Source organism: Pseudomonas sp. GCM10022186 (assembly GCF_042656385.1).
Lineage (GTDB): Bacteria > Pseudomonadota > Gammaproteobacteria > Pseudomonadales > Pseudomonadaceae > Metapseudomonas.
In genome coordinates this window covers 115,355-134,644 of the sequence record NZ_JBHSOU010000076.1, presented here as the reverse complement: position 1 = coordinate 134,644, position 19,290 = coordinate 115,355, and the positions used below count along the sequence as shown (strand labels likewise).

Genomic DNA, 19,290 nt, shown 5'->3' with positions numbered 1-19,290 from the left:
TCCCGGGGCAGGCCTTCGGCCTGCATGGCGAATGAATTCGCCCCCACAAGGAAGCCCCCGTCCGTAGTCCGTAGGGTGGATCACGCTTCATCGATCCACCATGGGCGTTCGGCCGGGTCTCGCTGGTGGACAGAAAGGCGCTGTCCGCCCTACCTCCCAGGGCAAGCCTTCGGCCCGCAGGGCGAAGGCCAGTAGCGGCTGATCCGTCATTCGGCCTGGTCCGCCACCTTGAAACTCAGGCACAGATTGGTGCCCTGGTTCTCCCGGCTGGTCAGGCTGGCCTTGCCGCCAAAGCGCTCCATGATCTGCTTGACCATGATCAGACCGATGCCCAGGCCACCCTGTTTGGTGGTGTAGAAGGATTTGAAGGCCATCATCTCCTGCTGCCGCGACATGCCCTTGCCGCTGTCCTGGATGGACAGGTGCAACCAGCGGCCGCTGGCGTCCGGCGTGGCACGGATGCCCAGGCGGCCGCCATCGGGCATGGCCTCGATGGCGTTGGCGATCACGCTGTTGAGCACCTGCGCCAGCAGCAGCTGATGGCTCACCACCCAGGGCACCGCCGCATCGCCGAATTCCACTTCGATCTTCGACTTCGCCAGTTGCTGGTCGAAGTTGCCCAGGGTGGTACGCACCGCTTCAATCAGGTCCAGCTGCTCCGAATCACCCTGCAATGGCCGCAGGCAGAGCAACAGGTCGCGCACCCAGGCGGACATGCGGTCGACCTGGGTGATGATGTCGTCGATGCATTTGCGCGCCGCTGGCCCCTCCAGTTCCTGGGCCAGCTCGGCGCTGGAACGGATGGACGCCAGCGGATTGCGCAGGCTGTGGGCCACGGCCGAGGACATCTCCCCCAGGCCAACGTAGGTGCGGTTGGCCACCAGCTGGTTCTGCTGCGCCGCCAGCAGCAACGAGGCACGCCGGACTATCCAGTAGAGGCCGAAGTAGATCAGTACGCCGCCGACCACCGTGGCCAGCCAGATCATCCGATAGCCGCGGTTGACCCGATCGATCAGGTCCACCGGTTCCTTGTAGATTTCCACCATGGCCATCACATGGCCCTGGGCATCCGTGAGCGGGATGTAGTTCTCGATGAAGAATATTTTCGGCGCCCGCAGAAACTTCTGCTCCACCTTGCCCTCCTCCACCTCGCTGTACTCCGCCGAGACGTGTCCGCCCGACTCGAAGGCCTCGTCCAGGGCATCGTCGTTGTCGATCCGCTGGCCGATCAGGCCGGGATTGGTGGACCAGACCACGGTGCGGTCCGGCGAGTAGATGGTGGCCAACAGGGAGTCCGGCAGGTGCGAGAGGTGGTCGAGGAACTCCGAACGGGCGCGCTCCCGGCTCTCCGCCGCCCCCTTGGAAAGCATGCCGTAGGGGTGTGGCACCAGCGCATCCCCCATTTCCATGCCCTCGAGGCCGTGATGGCGCATCTCGCCCAAGGCCAGGGTCTGGATGAACTGCGCCGAGAGCATGGCGTCCCGTTCCAGGCTTTCGCTCACCAGGAAACGTGTGGAAACGGTGCCAATGCCAATGGCCACGGTGCCGATGATCACCAGGCTGATCAGGGAGAACCAGCGCAGCAGATTGAACTGCGCAGTGGGCGCGACCTCGTCCTTTCCCATCACCCGCCCCAAGATTGCCGCAACGTCCATAGGCGCCTCCCCCCTGACCTCCCAGACTTATAGCAGGCGCCCTGGCAGGCCGTAAGCCAGGGCTCGCGGGAAATTGCAGCGAGCTGGCGGAACCTCGGCATCGCCGGCAGCAGGCCGGCCCTTCCCGATCAGGCGACAAACGGTGTTACACCAAAGTCGGATATTGCCGTGGTTTTCGCAGCGACAGCGCCGGGCCTCGACTAACGTAAGTTCGTCCCCTTGCAAAGGACAGTTAGAGCCGTCACGGCCGCCACCTCCCCCCGTAAGCTGCATGCGCCGTGACGGCTTCTTTTATCTCCGGGCAGACGACCGATCCGCCTTACCCCCGTTTCACCGCTTGCAGGGTGTAGCTCAGAGGCAGTCGCCAGCGGTCCCGCTTCAACCGCCATTCCCCCACCTCATCCAGCACCATCTGCCCCGGCAGGGCTTCCCAGGGAAGGCTGTCGTGCTCCTCCAGTGCGGTGAGCTGCAGGCCGTGCCTGAGCAACGCGGAAACGATCTCGCCCAGGCCATGGTTCCACTCATGGGTGCGGGTCGCCGTCAGGCTGGCGTCGGTTTCCACATAGCTGCTGTCGTCGTCCCACACCGTTGGCTCGGTTCGCTCGAAATAGGGGTACTCGATCACCAGGGCATCCTCGCGCGCCTCGTTCACCGCGTAGAGCATGGGGTGCCCCTCGCGCATGAACAGCCGTCCGCCGGGTTTCAGCAGGGCGGATACCACCCGCGCCCAGTCATCGATGCGCGGCAGCCAGTTGATGGCGCCGATGCCGGTGTAGACCAGGTCGAAAGCGCCCACCGGCAGCACCTGGTCGGCGGCATAGACGTCGGACTCGACGAAGCCGATCTCCGCCCCACAGCGCTGCGCCAGCAGGCGTGCCTGTTCGAGGGAGGCCGGCGAGAAGTCGAGGCCGGTCATCCGCGCGCCCAGCCGGGCCAGCGAGAGGGTGTCGGTGCCGATATGACACTGCAGATGCACGCCGCTCAGGCCGGCGATGTCACCCAGGCGCGGCAGGTCGAAGCGCACCACCTCCGACAGGTAGCCGGGCTCGGCGACGAAGCGCTCCACCCCGTACTCCCGAGACGCTGCGTGCAGCGGCGCGCGCTCGTCCCAGTTGGCCTTGTTCAGTCGCATGGAATCGCTCATGGGTAGAACTCCTTTCTTCCCTGGGTCAAAAGCGCTGCAACCCTAGCCCCGCTTGAAGGCCGGCGTCTAGCTGTTCTGCACGATCAGCTGCACGCCCGTCACCAGCAGCCCCGCCCAGGCGATGCGGTAGAACCAGCTGTGATTGACTCGGCTCTGCAACCAGATGCCCAGCCACACCCCGAGCACCACCACCGGCGCGAGGGCCAGGCTGGCAGTGAAGCTGGTTGTGGTGAACTGCCCCAGCAGCGCATAGGGCACCAGCTTGATGGCGTTGGTCAGCAGGAAGAAGCAGTTGACCGTGGCCACGTAGCGCACCTTGTCCATCTGCTGCGGCAGCAGGTACATCATGATCGGCGGGCCGCCGGCATGGGCGACGAAGCTGGTGAAGCCGGCGATGCCCGACAGCAGTGTGCCCCTGGCCACCTTCGGTTCACTGGGCGCCTGGGCCGCCGCGGCGTTCAGCACATTGAGCAGGAAGAATGCGATGGCGATGCCGCCGATCATCAGGCCGATCAGCCGCTCGCTGAGCAGGCCGAAGCTCAGGGTGCCCGCCAGCACGCCAAGCAACGCGCCGGGCAACATGATCTTCAGGTTGCGCACGTCCCACTTGCCGTAGAAGCGGCGCAAGCCGGTGATATCCGCCATGCAGAGGATCGGCAACATGATGGCCGCCGCCTGGGTGGGCGGCATCATCAGCGCCAGCAGCGGCACCGCGATGCCGCCCAGGGCGCCGCCGAAGCCGCCTTTGGAAATGCCCGTGAGCAACACGGCGGGAACGCCAAGGAGAAAGAGCTCGACGAAAGACATCGGGGCCCGCCTGTTCGATAGGAGATGGGAAAGGGGCGCCATTATGGCGGGAAAATCGCCGCGGATGGACGGCCTCCCCTCGCCCGTCAATCCACCGTCAGCATCAGGCACATCCCCACTATCAGCAGCCCCGCGGCCGCCAGCGCCGTGCCGGTGCGCACGTGGTTCCAGCGCGTCCACTGCTCCACGTAGCGGCGCCAGGGGGCGACCGCCTCCGGGCTCCCCGCGTCCAACCGTGCCAGGGCGTTGTTGCGCGGAACGTTGCAGGCCAGGGTCACCGTGAAATTGCCCAGCAGGTAGAGCAGGCTGCCCAGCAACAGGAAAAAGGTGCCGGGCATCTCCCAGGTGGTAAGGGCATAGAGGATCAGCAGCGCGCAGGCGCCGGTGGTACCCATGAAGAGGGCGAGGAACCAGCGGTTGAGCACCGTCCGGTTGATGGATTGCATGGCGACGATGCCGGCTTCGGGGTGGATGCGGGCGAGCGCCTGCATCACGAAGTTGGAAAAGGCGAAGAAGAGCCCGCCCATCAGCCCGCAGGCGATGGTGGTGAGGAAGGCCAGCAGGAAGGCCAGGTCGTCGATGAATGCCATGGTCGGCCCCTTGGAGTTGGTGTGGATGCGTCAGGGTTCGCGGACGAGGTTGATTGCCACCCGCCCTCGGCGAATCCGCACGCCCGGTGGTTCGCCCCAAAGCGCGGTCGCCCGTTTGTCGCCCATCTTCCTGCCCTCCTCTGCCCCATGCATTCTGGACCAACCGGGGACTTCTGCCGCCCGGTCGCCATTCGAACTACCGAGGACACAAGCATGGCCGATGAAAGTGAATACAGCCGGCTCCTGCGCGAGGTCCGGCAGTCGCCGATCTTCCGTGGAGTACAGGCGGTGCAATGGTTCGGGGTGGTGATGTTCCTGATGGCCGTGGGGCTTGCGGTGTTTTCCGAGATCACCGCCACCCGTGGCGGCGTCACCCTGATCATCGCGTTCGGCATCCTGGGGCTGCTGTCCCTGGTGTCGGCCCGACTCATCCTCAGCCTGTACCTGCTGAGTCATGGCAAGAAAGCCGCGAAAGGCCACGCCCGCAGCTGACCGCTCATCCCAGTGGCTGAACGCGCGTCGCCCGAGGCCGGTCAAGTGTCAAACCAACGCGGGAGGATACCGAGCATGGACAACCAATGGCGGATCGTGGGCCCGGCGTATGAGCCGAACGTCCACGGCTGGGAACGGGCCGGCTCGATTCTGAGCGGCCTGCTGATGGCGCGGCACGGGTACCACCGAGGCGGCCTGTCGGGTCTCTGGAGCATCGGGCTCGGTGCCGCCCTGCTGCTGCGCGGGTTGACCGGTCACTGCTATGTGAAGGAAGTGCTGCACGACCGTGGCGAAGCCTTGCGCCACTTGCGCGACGACCTGGAGCGCCTGCAACGAGCGGTGGACAAGCTGGCGAAGGAATCCGCGACCAAGGCGCCACAGGCCTGAACCCACCTCCAGAGACAAATGGACCCGCCTGCGGGTGGCGACCGGTGCTGTCGGGGAAGGCGACGGCGGATCAACGGCCCACCGGCCGGAAAAGTCCCGGCAGCGGTCACCCCTGCAATGGGTTTACCATTGCGCCCCCAAATTCTCTCGCGGCGCCTCCCATGACCGATCCCATCCGCTTGTCCAAACGTGTTGTCGAACTGACCGGCTGTTCACGCCGGGAGGCGGAGCTGTACATCGAAGGTGGCTGGGTCACGGTGGACGGCGAGGTGATCGAGCAGCCCCAGTTCAAGGTCGCGGACCAGGCCGTGGCCCTGCTGCCCGGCGCCACGCCGGCACCACTGGAGCCGATGACGCTGCTGCTCAACCAGCCCGCCGGGCTGGACCTGGACGCCGCCCAGGGCCTGCTGTCGCCACAAAGCCACTGGCCGGACGACCGCGCCGAGGTGCGCCTGCTCCGCAGCCACTTCGCCCGCCTGACCAGCACCCTGCCCTTGCAGCCCGGCGCCAGCGGCCTGCTGGTGCTCACCCAGGACTGGCGCGCCCTGCGCAAACTGAACGAAGACGCTGCCAGGCTGGAGCAGGAGTATGTGGTGGAGGTGACCGGCACCCTGCTGGAGAACGGGCTGGACCGCCTCAAGCGCGGTGTCCGGGTCAGGAACCGGGAGCTGCCGCCGGTCAAGGCCAGCTGGCAGAACGAAACCCACCTTCGCTTCGCCCTGAAGAACCCGAAGCCAGGCCTGATCGCCACCTATTGCGCCGCTGTTGGCCTGGAAGTGGTGGGCATGAAGCGCATCCGTATCGGCGGCGTGCCCATGGGCAAGGTGCCTGTCGGGCAGTGGCGCTACCTCGGCGCGACAGAGCGGTTCTGACCGGTCCTGACCATAGGATGGGTGGAGCGCAGCGATCCCCATCGACAGCGCTGCTCCACTCCCGTCACACCTCCCCGTACAGCTTGTCGCTCACCAGCATGTGCCCCGGCGCGTGGGTGATGTAGAGCTCGGGCTCCGCCTCGGCCAGCACGGCCTGCGGGGTGACGCCGCAGGCCCAGAACAGCGGGATCTCATCCTCGGCCACCGGCACCGGGTCGCCGTAATCCGGGGCGGCGAGGTCGCGGATGCCGATCAGCGCCGGGTCGCCGATATGCACCGGCGCGCCGTGGGTCATGGGAAAGCGTGCGGTGATCTCGATGGCGCGCACGGCGTCGGCCGCCTTCAGCGGGCGCATGGACACCACCGTCCTGCCCGCCAGGCGCCCGGCCGGATGGGTGTCGATGGCGGTGCGGTACATGGCGACGTTGCGGCCGAGTTCGATATGCCGCAGACGGATGCCGGCATCCAGCAGCGCCTGTTCGAAGGAGAAGGAGCAGCCGATGGCGAAGGCGACGAAGTCCGCCTCCCAGAGCTCGCCGATATCGGTCACTTCCTCGAAGTCCCGCCCCCGCCGATGGACTCGGTAGCGCGGTACATCGCTGCGTACGTCCACATCCACACCCAGCTTCTCGAAGTACGGCGAGCCGGGCTCGGTCACATCCAGCAGCGGGCAGGAGCGCGGGTTGAGCACGCAGAAGCGCAGGAACTCGTCCGCCCAGGACTTCTGCAGGATCACGATATTGGCCTGCAGGTGGCGCTGGCCCAGGCCACTGGTGTGGCTTTTGTAATCGCCGCGGCGGATCAGCCGGCGCAGTTCGCGCGGGGACAGTTGGGCAAGTTGCTGCAGGTCAGGCGGGGTCATGGGCCGGCTCCGGTCGTTGTTTCGGGTTTTTTAGGGGCGCGGCGGCCAGGCCGTCCAACAATAATTTTCCGGGGCCGGGCATCGGGAAAATTGAATCACAGCGGCCGCAGGCGCCCTTCGCCCTTTTTCAGCTCGGCGGGCAGGAAGCGCTCCTTGCCCACGTTCTCGGCGTAGTGCGCCACCACCGCCTTGCTCAGGTCCACCACCTGGTCCACCAGCTCCAGCCCGGTACCGCCGCGCCAGGACACCACCACCGGCAGGCTCGGCGGCATGGGGCCGATACGCAGGATGGTCAGTTCGCCCCGTTCCAGTTCCTGGCTCACCAGGGCCGGCGGCAAGGCGCCGATGCCGAAACCGTCGCGCAGCAGGCGGGTCATGGCCGCCACCGAGTTCACGCAGCTCAGACGCGGGGACGCCACGCCATTGGCGTGCAGCAGGCTGAGCACATCCTGGTGCGGCCGCGAATGCTTGGAAAAGGTCACCACCCGCTCGCGGGCCAGCTCGGCCAGGGAAGCGTAGTCGCGGTGATAGATGGAACCGGTGGAGACGATCCAGCACAGCGGATAGCAGCCCAGCTCCAGGTTGAGCACCGACTCGTGGCGCAGCGGGTCGGTCTGGAAGATCAGGTCCAGATAGCCCTTCTGCAGCTGCTCGGAGAGGTTGCGCGCGGTGTCGGCCATCAGCTCGATCTCCACCGCCGGGTACAGCTCGTTCACCCTGGACACCAGCGGGCTCAGCCAGGTGTGGATCACCGTATCCATGGCGCCGATGCGGATGCGCCCCTGGGTGGCGGCGCTGGTATCGATAGCCTGCTTCAGGGCATGCATGGTGTCCATCATCTGTTCGGCATATTCCAGCACCTTGTGCCCTTCCGGCGTCAGCGTCACCCCGCGGGAATCGCGCACGAACAGCTTCACGCCCAGTTCGTCTTCCAGCACCGCGATGCGGCTGGAGATGGACGCCTGGGTGCTGAAGAGCTTCTCGGCGGTCAGGCGAAAGCTTTTCAGGCGGGCTACCCAGACGAAGGTTTCAAGGAACTTCAGGTTCATGGCGGTTTCCAGCGCGCAGGGGTCGAACAGGACGAAAAGGGAAAAGATACAGTAGATTCAAGCACTTCCTGTGCCAGATGGGGCGGCGAACGACGAACGCGGTCCTTCGGCCGCGGGCATTTCCAGTTCTCGCGACAGAGGCCGGGTATCGGAATTTCTTATCCCCGGCGGCCGGTTTAATTAGTTGGACGCTGTTGCGATCCCGACACAAGAATCCGCCCACAGGCTGCGGGCGCCGACTCCGCATCCGCCGAATGCTCATACAACGCCAAGAACAGCGATCGGAGAACCCCATGGAAAAACAAGCGACCCACGCGGGCGGCCTGGACCTCGACCAAGGCGGCCATTTCGGCTGGTACCGGGCCCTCAGCAAGCAGGAACGACGGACCTTCTGGAGCTGCAAGATAGGCTACGGCCTGGACGGCATGGACACCCAGATGCTCAGTTTCGTCATTCCCACACTGATCGCCATCTGGGGCATCACCACAGGCGAAGCCGGCCTGATCCACACCCTCACCCTGCTCGCTTCCGCCGCCGGCGGCTGGGTGGCCGGTATCCTCTCCGACCGCATCGGCCGCGTGCTGACCCTGCAACTGACAGTGCTCTGGTTCGCCTTCTTCACCTTCCTCTGCGGCCTCGCGCAGAGCTACGAACAACTGCTGATCGCCCGCACCCTGATGGGCTTCGGCTTCGGCGGCGAGTGGACCGCCGGCGCAGTACTGATCGGCGAAGTCATCAAGGCCAAGGATCGCGGCAAGGCCGTGGGCCTGGTGCAGTCCGGCTGGGCCATCGGCTGGGGCATGACCGCCCTGCTCTACGCCCTGATGTTCAGTATCCTCGCGCCGGAAGACGCCTGGCGCGCGCTGTTCATGCTCGGTCTGCTGCCGGCGATCTTCGTGATCATCGTCCGCCGCCTGGTGAAGGAGCCGGAAATCTACAAGGAAGCCCAGAAGCACAACCAGGGCGCCGAGAAGGTCAACTTCTACGAGATCTTCGCGCCCGGCATGCTCAGCATCACCCTGCGCGCCTCGCTGCTGACCACCGGCGCACTGGGCGGCTACTACGCCATCACCTCCTGGCTGCCGACCTTCCTCAAGGCGGAACGCGGCCTGACCGTACTCGGCACCGGCGGCTACCTGGCGATGGTGATCCTCGGTTCCTACGTGGGCTACGTGATCAGCGCCTTCCTCACCGACCTGATCGGCCGCAAGAAGAACTTCATCCTCTTCGCCGTCGGTTCCTTCATCGTGGTGCTGCTCTATACCCAACTGCCGGTCAGCAACGGCGCCATGCTCTGGCTGGGCTTCCCCCTGGGCTTCTTCGCCTCGGGCATCTTCAGCGGCATGGGCTCCTTCCTCACCGAGCTGTTCCCCACGCGCATCCGTGGTTCGGGCCAGGGCTTCTGCTACAACATCGGCCGCGCCATCGCCGCGCTCTTCCCGATGCTGATCGGCATCCTCAGCCAGCACGTCCCGCTGGGTGTGGGCATCGGCGGTTTCGCCGCGGTGTCCTACGGGGTGGTCATCCTCGCCGCCCTCAGCCTGCCGGAAACCCGCGGCAAGCAACTCGAGATCTGATCCCACTCAGCTGCACCCACCCGCTGCCGCGCCATTGGCCGGCAGCCGGGCACCCCATTACCTGAAGGACTGACCATGAGCAGACTGCTACTGAACTGCGATATCGGCGAAAGCTTCGGCGCCTGGAAGATGGGCCTGGATGCCGAGGTGATGCCGCTGATCGATTGCGCCAACATCGCCTGCGGATTCCACGCAGGCGACCCAGGCACCATGCGCCGCACCATCGCCCTGGCGGTGCAGCACCGGGTGAGCATCGGCGCCCACCCCGGCTACCCGGACCTGGTGGGTTTCGGCCGCCGCTCCCTGGCCTGCACCCCGGCCGAAGTGGAGGACCTGATGCTCTACCAGATCGGTGCCCTCGACGGCCTCTGCCGCGCCCAGGGCGCCCGCGTCAGCTACGTGAAGCCCCATGGCGCGCTGTACCAGGACATGATGCGCGACCCGGCCATCCTCGCCGCGGTGATGCGCGCCGTGGCCGCCTACGATGCGCAATTGCCGCTGATGCTGATGAGCACCCGCGACAACGGCGTCGCCCAGGCCATCGGCGACGAATACGGGGTGACCCTCTGGTTCGAGGCCTTTGCCGACCGCGCCTACGATGGTGCGGGTTACCTGGTGTCCCGCAGCCTGCCCGGCGCGGTGCACCACGACCCGGAACTGGTGGTGGCCCAGGCCATCGCCCTCGCCCGTGGGGAACCCCTGCGGGCCAGCGATGGCAGCGAGTTGCCGCTGAAAGCCCACACCCTCTGCGTACACGGCGACAACCCGGGGTCGGTGGCCGCGGTCAAACGCATACGTGAAGCACTGGAGGCCCGATGAGCACCCCGCAGCTGCGCATCGAAGTGGCGGCCATCGACAGCTTCATCCTGCGGCTGTTCGACCGCATCGACGAAGCCAACATGCCCTGGATGCTGGCCGCCGGCACCCGGTTGCGCGAGGCCTTCGGCGAAGCCCTGGTGGACCTGGTGCCTTCCTACACCACCCTGTTGCTGCACTACGACCTCCAGCGACTGGACCCGCGCCAGGCCCGCGAACTGATCGCCACCGCCCTGACCGCCCTCACCCCGGAGACCCGTGCCAGCGGCCGCACCCACGTCATCCCCACCTGGTACGACCCCAGCGTGGGGCCGGACCTGGAAGCCCTGGCACAACGCAAGCACATCAGCGTGGCGGAGCTGGTCCAACGCCACAGCCGGCGGGAATACCAGGTGTTCGCCCTGGGCTTCACCCCCGGCTTCGCCTTCATGGGCCTGGTGGAGGAAGCCCTCGCGGCCCCGCGCCTGACCACGCCGCGCAAACGCATCGCCCCCGGCAGCGTCGGCATCGCCGAGCGGCAGACGGCGGTCTACCCGGTGGAAAGCCCCGGCGGCTGGAACATCCTCGGGCGCACGCCGGTGCGCCTGTTCGACCTCGGCCTGCCCGGCTACAGCCTGCTGCAGGCCGGCGACCGGGTGCGCTTCGAGCCCGTCGACCACGCCGAATTCATCCGCCTGGGCGGCGACGATACCCCGCTGGAGTCTTGCCAATGAGCCTCGTCATCGACAGAAGCACAGCCTTCATCCTCCTCCAGGACAAGGGCCGCTTCGGCTGCCGCCACCTGGGCGTGACCCAGGGCGGCGCGCTGGACTGGGTGTCCATGGGCTGGGCCAACTGGCTGTTGGGCAACCCGCTGGATGCGGTGGTGGTGGAAATCGGCCTGGGCGCCTTCAGCCTCACCTGTGAGCACGACGGCGCCTTGGCCATCGCCGGCGCCGACCTGGGCGCCACCCTCGACGGCCAGCCACTGCCAGCCTGGGGCGCCTTCAGGGTGCGCAGCGGCCAGCGCCTGGCCTTCGCTCACCCGCGCCAGGGCGTCCGCGCCTACCTCGCGGCGCCGGGCGGCTTCCACGGCGAGCGCCAGCTGGGCAGCCTGTCGACGGTAGCCAGGGAAGAACTGGGCGGCCTGCATGCCGACGGCAAGGCCCTGGCCGCCGGCGACCGGCTGCGCTGGCAAGGCGAAGCCCGGCAGTTGCGGGACATGCCGCGCAAGTGGATACCCGACCTCAGTAGCGAAGCCAGCCTGGAGCTGATCCTCGGCGCCCAGGCCGGGGACTTTTCCGGCCAGAGCCTGTTCGATGCCTTCAACAGCCAGTGGACGGTGGACACCCGCGCCGACCGCATGGGCGTGCGCCTGCTCGGCCCTGCCCTTGCCTGCAAGCGCCAGTCGATGATTTCCGAAGGCATCGCCCTGGGCGCCGTGCAGGTCCCGCCGGACGGCCAGCCCATCGTTCTGCTCAACGACCGCCAGACCATCGGCGGCTACCCCCGCCTCGGCGCCCTCACCCCGCTGTCCGTGGCCCGCCTGGCCCAATGCCTGCCCGGCGCCACCCTGCATTTCGTGGCGACCGTACAAGAAGCGGCCCATGAGGCGCACAGGAAAGCGCTGGCGGGTTGGTGGCAGTGACCGCTGTGGGGTATCTCGGAGCAGTAGCCCCTCGTAGGATGGGTGGAGCGGAGCGATACCCATGCGGACAAAGCTGATGGGTATCGCAAGCTCCACCCATCCTACGAACTAGCCCACGGGCTGTTCGCAGGATGGCGCGGGCGGCGTTCCGCCAGAGCGAAGCGAAACCCATCAATGGCGGCACGCCAATGAATTCGCCCCTACCCGGAAGAACCCTCCGGGAACTCCTCCCGCAAGGCTCCGGAAATCCACTCCAGGAACCACGCCACATCCGCCGTCACCCGCCCCGGCGGGGTCAGCAGCTGGTAGCTTTCCAGCGGCACGTCCACATCCACGGCCTTGACCAGCGAACCGTCCTCCAGCTCCTTGCGCACCAGCACCTCGTTGGCCAGGGCGATGCCACGGCCGCTTTCGGCCAGTGACAGCACATAGTCGTTGCTCACGTAGAGCACATCGGGGTTGACCTGCACCTCGACACCGACGCGGGAGAACCAGAGGTTCCACCACTCGCTGTCGTAGTGGATGAGCTGGTGGCGGGCCAGATCCTCGACCCGCTCGATCGGGCCGACGCGAGCCAGGTATTCCGGCGAGCACACCGGAAAGACCCGGGGCCGCAACAGCGTGGCGAGGGCCCCGCCGTATTGCCCGGGCATGCCGTAGACGATGCCCAGGTCGGCGCTGCGCCCGTCCACCTCGGTGAAGGTGGAGTTCGGCTCGATCAACAGCTTCAGCCCCGGTCGCATGCGGCTCACCGCCTCCAGCCTGGGGGTCAGCCAGCGCTTGGCGAAGGCCGGCACGGCTAGGATCTTCAGCCAGCGCACGGCGCCCTGCTGGGCCACCTCGTCTCCGGCATCGGCGATCTGCGCCAGGGCCGCGCTGATCCGCGCATGGTACTGGCGTCCGGCCGGAGTGAGTTCGACGCCACGCGGGGTGCGCTCGAACAGCCGCACCCCCAGCCAGTCTTCCAGCAGCTTCACATGACGGCCGATGGCCGGCTGGGTGACGTGCAGAGCCCTGGACGCGGCGACATAGCTGCCCAACTGGGCGGCCGCCTCGAAGGCGCGCACGGCATTGAGCGGTGGCAGACGACGGATGGACATGGAACACGCGGACCTATCTGGCTGTTAGTTTTCTTAATACCACATGTAAGAAAATTGAGCTTTATAGGCCGCATGCCCTGCCAGATGATCGGTGCCGAGGAGCCAACGACAACAACCTCCCGATCTACTCCCTGTTACGCCCGGCCACTGCCGGGACTGCCTAGAACAACAATCGAAAGCCCGTGGACCGGGGCCCGGCCGACAGCCTGCGCGGCCAGCCGAACCACGGGGAACAGGAGATGCAGTGATGAATGCGGTGCATGTTCCGTTGCCCACGGCAGCGGTGTCGGTTCGCTCGGTCCGCAAGGTCTATGGTGATCCGCAGAACGGGCCGGTGGCCCTGAAGAACGTCGACCTGGATATCCGCGACAACGAGTTCTTCACCCTCCTCGGCCCTTCCGGCTGCGGCAAGACCACCCTGCTGCGGATGATCGCCGGCTTCGAATTCCCCAGCGCCGGGGAAATCCTCCTCTACGGCGAGAACATCGCCGACCTGCCGCCCTTCAGGCGCCCGGTCAATACCGTGTTCCAGCACTACGCGCTGTTCCCCCACATGACCATCGCGGAAAACCTCGCCTTCGGCCTGGAATCCCACCCCATGGGCCAGCGCATGAGCCGCGCCCAGGTGGCCGAACGGGTGCGCGAGATGCTGGCGATGGTGCAGATGGAGCGCTTCGCCGAACGCCGCCCCAGCCAGCTCTCCGGCGGCCAGCAACAGCGCGTCGCCCTGGCCCGCGCCCTGGCGCCGCATCCCAAGGTGCTGCTGCTGGACGAACCGCTTTCGGCGCTGGACCTCAAGCTGCGCCAGGCCATGCGCGAGGAGCTGAAAAGCATCCAGGCGCGCACCGGCATCACCTTCATCTTCGTCACCCATGACCAGGAGGAAGCCCTGGCCATGTCCGATCGCATCGCCGTGCTCTCCGAAGGCCAGGTGCAGCAGGTGGGCCGGCCGGACGAGATCTACGAGCGGCCGCGCAACCGCTTCGTGGCGGATTTCATCGGCGAAACCAATTTCATCGCGGCACGCCTGCTGCAGGAGGAAGGCGGCCAGGCGATCTACCAGGGCCCCGGCGGCAAGCCATTCCGCGCCGCCGCCCGCGAAGGCGTGAAGCCCGGCCAGGACGTCTGCCTGTCGATCCGTCCGGAGCGCCTGCACCTGGTGGAGGCGGCTCAGAGCGGCGCCATCCCCTGCCGCGTCGACAACCAGGTCTACCTCGGCACCGACCTGCACTACCACGTCAGCCTCGGCGATGGCAGCCGTCTGACCGTGCGCACGCCCAACCGCGCCGGCCAGCGCTTCCGCCCCGGCGAGTCCGCCGCCCTCTTGCTGGACCCGGACAGCGCCAGCGTGCTGCTGGATTGACCCCGACGAGGCCCTTCCCATGAACCCGACAACCCTTGTGCCCGGCGCACGTCTGGCGCGCCGCCAGGCCATGCAGAGCTTCCTCGGCGTCTCGCCCGCCCTGGCCGCCATCGGCCTGTTCCTGATCCTGCCGATCCTGATCGTGATCGCCTACTCGCTGATGGAGGCCAACCCCTACGGCGGGGTGAATCGCGTCTTCAGCACCGAGTCCTACCTGTCGCTGCTGTTCGAGCGCCAGCTGGACGACAGCCTGGCCTTCGCCGACTCCTACCTGGTGATCGCCCTGCGCTCCGTGGGCATCGCCGCCGCCACCACGCTCATCACCCTGCTGGTGGGCTTCCCGGTGGCGGTGTGGCTGGCCATGCAGCCCGCCCACAGGCGCGGGCTGCTGATCTTCCTGATCACCGTGCCCTTCTGGGCCAACCTGTTGATCCGCACCTACGCCTGGATCCTCCTGCTGCGCGGCAGCGGCGTGGTGAACGGCGGCCTGATGGGCCTGGGCCTGATCGACCAGCCGTTGCAGCTGCTCTACACCGATGGAGCGGTGCTGCTGGGACTGGTCTACACCTACGCACCCTTCGTGGTGCTGCCCATCTACGCCTGCCTGGAGAAGATGGACATGCGCCTGCTGGAGGCCGCCCAGGACCTCTATGCCGGCCGCTGGCGCACCCTGCGCAAGGTGGTGCTGCCCATCGCCCGGCCGGGCATCCTCGCTGGCGCCATCCTCACCTTCGTGCCTTGCCTCGGCGCCATGATCGCTCCGGAACTGCTGGGCGGCGGGACCAGGATGATGCTCGGCAACCTGATCTTCCGGCAGTTCAGCGATGCCCGTAACTGGCCCTTCGGTGCCGCACTGTCCCTGGTGCTGATGGCCGCGGTGATGCTGGTTCTGACCCTTTATGCGCTACGCGCCGAGCGCCAGCGCCAAGCGCGCGGAGGTGTGTGATGCTGCGCCTGTTCGGCAAGGCCCGTCTGGGCGTACAGGATTTCCCAGGCTTCGGCGGCTTCAGTTTCCTGTTCTATCTCTACCTCTACGCGCCGATCCTGGTGCTGGTGGTGCTGTCCTTCAATGCCAACCAGTCGGCCACCATCTGGACCGGCTTCAGCCTCGACTGGTACCGCGCCGCCTTCGCCAACCAGGCGCTGCGCCAGGCGGCCGGCAACAGCCTGCTGATCGCCGTGTGCGCCAGCCTGGCGGCCACCGCCATCGCCACCCTGGCGGCCCTGGGCACCTCGCGGGGCGCGAAGTTCAAGGGTATGCGCCTGTCCATCGGCGCCATCATGCTGCCCCTGGTGCTGCCGGAGATCGTGGTCGGCGTCGCCACCCTGGCGCTGTTCTCCACCCTCGGCCTGTCACTCGGCTACGGCAACCTGATCATCGCCCACACGGTGTTCTGCATCCCCTTCGCCTACCTGCCGATCCGCGCCCGCCTGGACGACATGGACCTGTCCCTGGAGCAGGCCGCCGCCGACCTCTACGCCGGCCAGTGGCGGACCTTCCGCAAGGTGACCCTGCCGCTGCTGATGCCGGGAATCGTCTCCGGGCTGATGCTCGCCTTCATCGTCTCGCTGGATAACTTCGTGATCTCGATGATGGTCTCCCAGGCCGGCACCACCACCCTGCCCATCTTCATCTTCGGCCTGCTGCGGATGGGCGTGACGCCCGACGTGAACGCCGTTTCCACCTTGATCCTCGGGGTTTCCGTGCTGTTCGTGACCCTGTCCTACCTGCTCGGCAAGAAAAAACACTAACCGGAGAGCCAACCCATGAACGCAGTGATGAAAACCCTCGGCGCCGGCCTGGCGCTTGGCCTCAGCCTGGGCGCCCAGGCCGACGGCCAACTGAACGTGGTGAGCTGGAGCGGCTACTTCTCGCCGCAGATCCTGGAGAAGTTCCAGAAGGAAACCGGCATCGAGGTCACGGTGGATTCCTACGATTCCAACGAGACCCTGCTGGCCAAGCTCAAGCAGGGCGGCACTGGTTATGACGTGGCCATTCCCTCCCACCAGTTCGTCCCGATCCTGGTGCAGGAGAATCTGCTGGAGCGCTTCGACCCGATCCAGCAACCCTACTACGGGGGCATCGTCGACAACCTGAAGAAACCCACCTGGGACCCTGAAGGCGCCTATTCCGTGCCCTTCATCTGGGGCACCACCAGCGTGGTGGTGGACACCGCCACCTACAAGGGCCCGACCGACAGCCTGGCGCTGCTGTTCCAGCCGCCGGCGGAGCTGCAGGGCAGGATCAACATGTTCGACTCGGCCAGCGAGGTGATAGACGCCGCCAGTGTCTACCTGAACATCCCCCTGTGCAGCGAAGACCCCAAGCAGATGCAGCAGGTGCTGAACCTGCTCAAGGCGCAGAAGCCCTTCGTCAAGACCTACAGCTCCAAGGCCGGCTCCATCCGCGAGAACCTGGCCTCGGGCGAGATCGACATGTCGCTGTTCTGGGGCGGCTCCTCCATGCGCGCCCGGGAGATGAAGCCGAGCCTGCGCTACCTCTATCCGAAGGAAGGGGTGATGGCCTGGGTGGACAACCTGGTGATCCCCAAGGGCGCGCGCAACCCGGATAACGCCAAGCGCTTCATCGCCTTCCTCAGCCAGCCGGAGAACGCCGCGCTGACCCAGAACTTCCTCAAGCACCAGAGCCCGGTCAAGGGCGTGGAGCCCTACCTGGACGCCAGCCTGAAAGACGCCCCGGAGCTGCACATCCCCGAAGGCACCAAGGTGCTGTTCAGCAAGACCTGCGGCGCAGGCGCCATCCGCCTGGCCGACCGGGTCTGGACCAACCTGATGCGCTGATGCGCCCGGCCCCGCCCACGCGGGCGGGGCCTTCCGCAACCCGCCGTTTGCCCAAGGCAGAACCATGAGCAGTCAAAAAGAATCCATCAGTGAGCTGGTGCAACTGCCGGCCCACCAGCTTTCCCTGCACATCCGCCAGCGCCAGGTGTCCTGCCGCGAGGTGATGCAGGACTACCTGGACCACATCGAACGCTTCAACCCCAGGGTCAACGCCCTGGTCAGCCTGCAGCCCACCGAGCTGTTGTTGGCCAAGGCCGACCAGCGCGACGCCGAGCTGGCCCGTGGCGAGTACCGGGGCTGGATGCACGGCCTGCCCCATGCGGTGAAGGACCTGTCATTGACCCGCGGCATCCGCACCACCCTGGGTTCGCCGCTGTACAGGGACCACGTGCCCGAGCGCGACGGCATCATGGTCGAACGCCTGAAAGCCGCCGGGGCCGTCATCATCGGCAAGAGCAACACCCCGGAATTCGGCCTCGGCTCGCAGACCTACAACCCGCTGTTCGGCGCCACCGCTTGCGCCTACGACCCGAGCCGTACCGCCGGCGGCAGCAGCGGCGGCGCGGCGGCGGCCCTGGCCATGCGCCTGGTGCCGGTGGCCGACGGCAGCGACATGATGGGCTCGCTGCGCAACCCGGCGGCCTTCAACAACATCATCGGCTTGCGCCCCTCCCAGGGCCGGGTGCCCTTCGACGATGCCGCCGACCTGTTCTTCGACCAGCTCGGCTACGAAGGCCCCATGGGCCGCAATACCCGCGACGTCGCCCTGCTGCTGTCGGTGCAGGCCGGCGGCGATACCCGCGCGCCGCTGTCCATCGCCGAGGGCGGCCAGGACTTCACCGGCGCCCTGGAACGCGAGTTCAAGGGCACCCGCCTCGGCTGGCTGGGGAATTTCGACGGCTACCTGCCCATGGAGCCCGGCGTGCTGGAGCTCTGCCGCACCGCCTTCAAGGACTTCGAAGCCCTGGGCTGCTCGATCGGGGAAGCCCGCCCGGACTACGCCATGGCCAGGCTCTGGGACACCTGGCGCACCCTGCGCCATTGGCAGGTGGCCAGCTCCCTCGGTGCCCACTACACCGAGCCGGCCAGGCGCGAACAGCTCAAGCCCGAGGCCATCTGGGAAGTGGAAAACGGCCTCGCGTTGTCGGCCATGGATGTATCCCGCGCCTCCGCCGCACGCACCGACTGGTACCGCGCCATCTGCCGGCTGTTCGAGCGCTACGACTACCTGCTGCTGCCCAGCGCCCAGGTCTTCCCCTTCGACAAGAACCTGCACTGGCCGAAGGAAATCGCAGGCACCGCCATGGATACCTACCACCGCTGGATGGAAGTGGTGATCCCCGGCACCCTCTCCGGCTGCCCGGTGGTCAACGTGCCGGTGGGCTTCGACAGCCGCGGCCTGCCCATGGGGCTGCAGATCATCGGCCCGCACCAGGCGGACCTGGCCGTGCTGCAGCTGGCCCACGCCTATGAACAGGCCAGCGGCTGGACCCGGCATGTGCCGGGGTGTCTGGTGGTTTAATCAATGTAGGGGCGAATTCATTCGCCAATGGATGCGCAGCGTCCCCCTGCGGGCTCGAAGGGCAGACCTTCGGCCTGCTTGGCGAATGAATTCGCCCCTACAACTGCACCCGCGCCGGCTGTCCCTGCCCGGAACGACTTTCCCGCTGCGGCCGCTGCCCGGACGCGGCCGTGCGCTCCGCGGGATTGCCGCTCAGGCGCTGGAATTCGAATACCGGCGTTTTGGCCGGCCGGCTGGGCATCGCGGTGGCCCCTGGGCCTCGACCCGAATACTGGCCGTAGACACCCAGCATGAACATGCCGATCACCATGAAGATCGCGACACGCTCGACCGACCTGGGACTCTTGCCGGCGGGCTGGTGCAGGACCTGCAGCCGCGGCTGACTGGCTACCCGCTTCATCAGTCGTCCAGGAATCTGTCCATCAGTTCCAGACCCAGCCGCTGGGTACTGTACTCGTCCTGCAGCGCTTGCTGGCTGATGCCGGCCACCTTGGTACGGGGAATTGCAAGGTGCTGGTTGCGAAGGGTGATGGAGCAGCTGCCATCCGCCTCCCACAAGCACTCGAACTGAAAGGTGACGCTCATCTTGTTCAAGGTGTCCTCAACCTGGCGAAGCATCAAATTA

General features: G+C 66.7%; 21 protein-coding genes. 12 read left to right on the top strand and 9 right to left on the bottom strand.

All coding sequences use genetic code 11. The features are described 5' to 3' along the window. Positions 1-206: 206 nt before the first annotated feature. The 4 genes from ACFPU0_RS28495 to ACFPU0_RS28480 all read right to left on the bottom strand — a co-directional run bounded on the left by ACFPU0_RS28495 (position 207) and on the right by ACFPU0_RS28480 (position 4,196). A complete protein-coding gene (locus ACFPU0_RS28495; protein ID WP_377696654.1) occupies positions 207-1,625 on the bottom strand; it encodes a sensor histidine kinase in 1,419 nt (472 codons plus the stop codon). A 349-nt stretch (positions 1,626-1,974) separates the two neighbouring features. Then, complete coding sequence (locus tag ACFPU0_RS28490) at positions 1,975-2,799, bottom strand: class I SAM-dependent methyltransferase (RefSeq protein ID WP_377696653.1); 825 nt, start codon at positions 2,797-2,799, stop codon at positions 1,975-1,977. A 66-nt stretch (positions 2,800-2,865) separates the two neighbouring features. Further along, positions 2,866-3,606 carry a sulfite exporter TauE/SafE family protein gene (locus ACFPU0_RS28485; RefSeq protein WP_377696652.1) on the bottom strand — a complete coding sequence of 247 codons (741 nt, stop codon included), beginning with the start codon at positions 3,604-3,606 and terminating at the stop codon, positions 2,866-2,868. 86 nt (positions 3,607-3,692) lie between these two features. Beyond that, positions 3,693-4,196: a DUF1772 domain-containing protein gene (locus tag ACFPU0_RS28480; protein WP_377696651.1), complete on the bottom strand. Its 504-nt coding sequence runs from the start codon at positions 4,194-4,196 to the stop codon at positions 3,693-3,695. 213 nt (positions 4,197-4,409) lie between these two features. On the opposite strand from ACFPU0_RS28480, the gene ACFPU0_RS28475 reads away from it, so the two are divergent. The 3 genes from ACFPU0_RS28475 (at position 4,410) to ACFPU0_RS28465 (ending at position 5,947) form a co-directional block, all read left to right on the top strand. After that, on the top strand, positions 4,410-4,688 hold the full coding sequence (locus ACFPU0_RS28475; RefSeq protein ID WP_377696650.1) for a hypothetical protein: 279 nt from the start codon (positions 4,410-4,412) through the stop codon (positions 4,686-4,688). A 75-nt stretch (positions 4,689-4,763) separates the two neighbouring features. Beyond that, positions 4,764-5,075, top strand: a complete 312-nt coding sequence (locus ACFPU0_RS28470; RefSeq protein ID WP_377696649.1) for a YgaP-like transmembrane domain — start codon at positions 4,764-4,766, stop codon at positions 5,073-5,075. Between the two features lie 161 nt (positions 5,076-5,236). Next, entirely contained in the window at positions 5,237-5,947 is a 711-nt protein-coding gene (locus ACFPU0_RS28465) for an rRNA pseudouridine synthase (RefSeq protein ID WP_377696648.1), read from the top strand. A gap of 64 nt (positions 5,948-6,011) precedes the next feature. Here the strand turns inward: ACFPU0_RS28465 and ACFPU0_RS28460 are convergent, their stop codons facing one another. Beyond that, positions 6,012-6,809: a putative hydro-lyase gene (locus tag ACFPU0_RS28460; RefSeq protein WP_377696647.1), complete on the bottom strand. Its 798-nt coding sequence runs from the start codon at positions 6,807-6,809 to the stop codon at positions 6,012-6,014. A 95-nt stretch (positions 6,810-6,904) separates the two neighbouring features. Beyond that, complete coding sequence (locus ACFPU0_RS28455; protein ID WP_377696646.1) at positions 6,905-7,858, bottom strand: LysR family transcriptional regulator; 954 nt, start codon at positions 7,856-7,858, stop codon at positions 6,905-6,907. Between the two features lie 293 nt (positions 7,859-8,151). Between ACFPU0_RS28455 and ACFPU0_RS28450 the strand changes: the two genes are divergently transcribed. The 4 genes from ACFPU0_RS28450 to ACFPU0_RS28435 all read left to right on the top strand — a co-directional run bounded on the left by ACFPU0_RS28450 (position 8,152) and on the right by ACFPU0_RS28435 (position 11,878). Continuing rightward, positions 8,152-9,435, top strand: coding sequence for an MFS transporter (locus ACFPU0_RS28450; protein WP_377696645.1), 1,284 nt, complete (start codon positions 8,152-8,154; stop codon positions 9,433-9,435). A 75-nt stretch (positions 9,436-9,510) separates the two neighbouring features. Continuing rightward, positions 9,511-10,254 carry a 5-oxoprolinase subunit PxpA gene (locus ACFPU0_RS28445; RefSeq protein WP_377696644.1) on the top strand — a complete coding sequence of 248 codons (744 nt, stop codon included), beginning with the start codon at positions 9,511-9,513 and terminating at the stop codon, positions 10,252-10,254. Continuing rightward, the gene (locus ACFPU0_RS28440) at positions 10,251-10,964 is read left to right on the top strand and encodes a 5-oxoprolinase subunit B family protein (protein WP_377696643.1); all 714 of its coding nucleotides are present in this window, start codon (positions 10,251-10,253) and stop codon (positions 10,962-10,964) included. The genes ACFPU0_RS28445 and ACFPU0_RS28440 overlap by 4 nt, the downstream gene beginning before the upstream one ends. Then, positions 10,961-11,878, top strand: coding sequence for a biotin-dependent carboxyltransferase family protein (locus tag ACFPU0_RS28435; protein ID WP_377696642.1), 918 nt, complete (start codon positions 10,961-10,963; stop codon positions 11,876-11,878). Before ACFPU0_RS28440 ends, ACFPU0_RS28435 begins: the two co-directional genes overlap by 4 nt. Before the next feature lie 200 nt (positions 11,879-12,078). On the opposite strand, the gene ACFPU0_RS28430 is transcribed toward ACFPU0_RS28435, so the two are convergent. Next, on the bottom strand, positions 12,079-12,978 hold the full coding sequence (locus ACFPU0_RS28430) for a LysR substrate-binding domain-containing protein (RefSeq protein ID WP_377696641.1): 900 nt from the start codon (positions 12,976-12,978) through the stop codon (positions 12,079-12,081). A 247-nt stretch (positions 12,979-13,225) separates the two neighbouring features. On the opposite strand from ACFPU0_RS28430, the gene ACFPU0_RS28425 reads away from it, so the two are divergent. The 5 genes from ACFPU0_RS28425 (at position 13,226) to ACFPU0_RS28405 (ending at position 18,665) form a co-directional block, all read left to right on the top strand. Continuing rightward, positions 13,226-14,341 carry an ABC transporter ATP-binding protein gene (locus ACFPU0_RS28425; RefSeq protein WP_377696640.1) on the top strand — a complete coding sequence of 372 codons (1,116 nt, stop codon included), beginning with the start codon at positions 13,226-13,228 and terminating at the stop codon, positions 14,339-14,341. Positions 14,342-14,360: 19 nt separating this feature from the next. Continuing rightward, the gene (locus ACFPU0_RS28420; RefSeq protein WP_377696639.1) at positions 14,361-15,287 is read left to right on the top strand and encodes an ABC transporter permease; all 927 of its coding nucleotides are present in this window, start codon (positions 14,361-14,363) and stop codon (positions 15,285-15,287) included. After that, entirely contained in the window at positions 15,287-16,093 is an 807-nt protein-coding gene (locus ACFPU0_RS28415; protein WP_377696638.1) for an ABC transporter permease, read from the top strand. Before ACFPU0_RS28420 ends, ACFPU0_RS28415 begins: the two co-directional genes overlap by 1 nt. A 15-nt stretch (positions 16,094-16,108) precedes the next feature. Further along, entirely contained in the window at positions 16,109-17,143 is a 1,035-nt protein-coding gene (locus ACFPU0_RS28410) for an extracellular solute-binding protein (protein WP_377696637.1), read from the top strand. A gap of 64 nt (positions 17,144-17,207) precedes the next feature. Next, positions 17,208-18,665 carry an amidase gene (locus tag ACFPU0_RS28405; RefSeq protein WP_377696636.1) on the top strand — a complete coding sequence of 486 codons (1,458 nt, stop codon included), beginning with the start codon at positions 17,208-17,210 and terminating at the stop codon, positions 18,663-18,665. Between the two features lie 97 nt (positions 18,666-18,762). Here ACFPU0_RS28405 and ACFPU0_RS28400 read toward each other — a convergent pair whose 3' ends face one another. Next, a complete protein-coding gene (locus tag ACFPU0_RS28400) occupies positions 18,763-19,065 on the bottom strand; it encodes a hypothetical protein (protein WP_377696635.1) in 303 nt (100 codons plus the stop codon). Next, positions 19,065-19,283 (bottom strand): hypothetical protein, encoded by a 219-nt coding sequence (locus tag ACFPU0_RS28395; protein ID WP_377696634.1) that lies wholly within the window; start codon positions 19,281-19,283, stop codon positions 19,065-19,067. Before ACFPU0_RS28395 ends, ACFPU0_RS28400 begins: the two co-directional genes overlap by 1 nt. Between the last annotated feature and the right edge of the window lie 7 nt (positions 19,284-19,290).

Coding starts and splice junctions, on each gene's coding strand:
- ACFPU0_RS28495 (WP_377696654.1), bottom strand. CDS start 1,625: ATGGGAAAGGACGAGGTCGCGCCCACTGCGCAGTTCAATCTGCTGCGC.
- ACFPU0_RS28490 (WP_377696653.1), bottom strand. CDS start 2,799: ATGAGCGATTCCATGCGACTGAACAAGGCCAACTGGGACGAGCGCGCG.
- ACFPU0_RS28485 (WP_377696652.1), bottom strand. CDS start 3,606: ATGTCTTTCGTCGAGCTCTTTCTCCTTGGCGTTCCCGCCGTGTTGCTC.
- ACFPU0_RS28480 (WP_377696651.1), bottom strand. CDS start 4,196: ATGGCATTCATCGACGACCTGGCCTTCCTGCTGGCCTTCCTCACCACC.
- ACFPU0_RS28475 (WP_377696650.1), top strand. CDS start 4,410: ATGGCCGATGAAAGTGAATACAGCCGGCTCCTGCGCGAGGTCCGGCAG.
- ACFPU0_RS28470 (WP_377696649.1), top strand. CDS start 4,764: ATGGACAACCAATGGCGGATCGTGGGCCCGGCGTATGAGCCGAACGTC.
- ACFPU0_RS28465 (WP_377696648.1), top strand. CDS start 5,237: ATGACCGATCCCATCCGCTTGTCCAAACGTGTTGTCGAACTGACCGGC.
- ACFPU0_RS28460 (WP_377696647.1), bottom strand. CDS start 6,809: ATGACCCCGCCTGACCTGCAGCAACTTGCCCAACTGTCCCCGCGCGAA.
- ACFPU0_RS28455 (WP_377696646.1), bottom strand. CDS start 7,858: ATGAACCTGAAGTTCCTTGAAACCTTCGTCTGGGTAGCCCGCCTGAAA.
- ACFPU0_RS28450 (WP_377696645.1), top strand. CDS start 8,152: ATGGAAAAACAAGCGACCCACGCGGGCGGCCTGGACCTCGACCAAGGC.
- ACFPU0_RS28445 (WP_377696644.1), top strand. CDS start 9,511: ATGAGCAGACTGCTACTGAACTGCGATATCGGCGAAAGCTTCGGCGCC.
- ACFPU0_RS28440 (WP_377696643.1), top strand. CDS start 10,251: ATGAGCACCCCGCAGCTGCGCATCGAAGTGGCGGCCATCGACAGCTTC.
- ACFPU0_RS28435 (WP_377696642.1), top strand. CDS start 10,961: ATGAGCCTCGTCATCGACAGAAGCACAGCCTTCATCCTCCTCCAGGAC.
- ACFPU0_RS28430 (WP_377696641.1), bottom strand. CDS start 12,978: ATGTCCATCCGTCGTCTGCCACCGCTCAATGCCGTGCGCGCCTTCGAG.
- ACFPU0_RS28425 (WP_377696640.1), top strand. CDS start 13,226: ATGAATGCGGTGCATGTTCCGTTGCCCACGGCAGCGGTGTCGGTTCGC.
- ACFPU0_RS28420 (WP_377696639.1), top strand. CDS start 14,361: ATGAACCCGACAACCCTTGTGCCCGGCGCACGTCTGGCGCGCCGCCAG.
- ACFPU0_RS28415 (WP_377696638.1), top strand. CDS start 15,287: ATGCTGCGCCTGTTCGGCAAGGCCCGTCTGGGCGTACAGGATTTCCCA.
- ACFPU0_RS28410 (WP_377696637.1), top strand. CDS start 16,109: ATGAACGCAGTGATGAAAACCCTCGGCGCCGGCCTGGCGCTTGGCCTC.
- ACFPU0_RS28405 (WP_377696636.1), top strand. CDS start 17,208: ATGAGCAGTCAAAAAGAATCCATCAGTGAGCTGGTGCAACTGCCGGCC.
- ACFPU0_RS28400 (WP_377696635.1), bottom strand. CDS start 19,065: ATGAAGCGGGTAGCCAGTCAGCCGCGGCTGCAGGTCCTGCACCAGCCC.
- ACFPU0_RS28395 (WP_377696634.1), bottom strand. CDS start 19,283: ATGCTTCGCCAGGTTGAGGACACCTTGAACAAGATGAGCGTCACCTTT.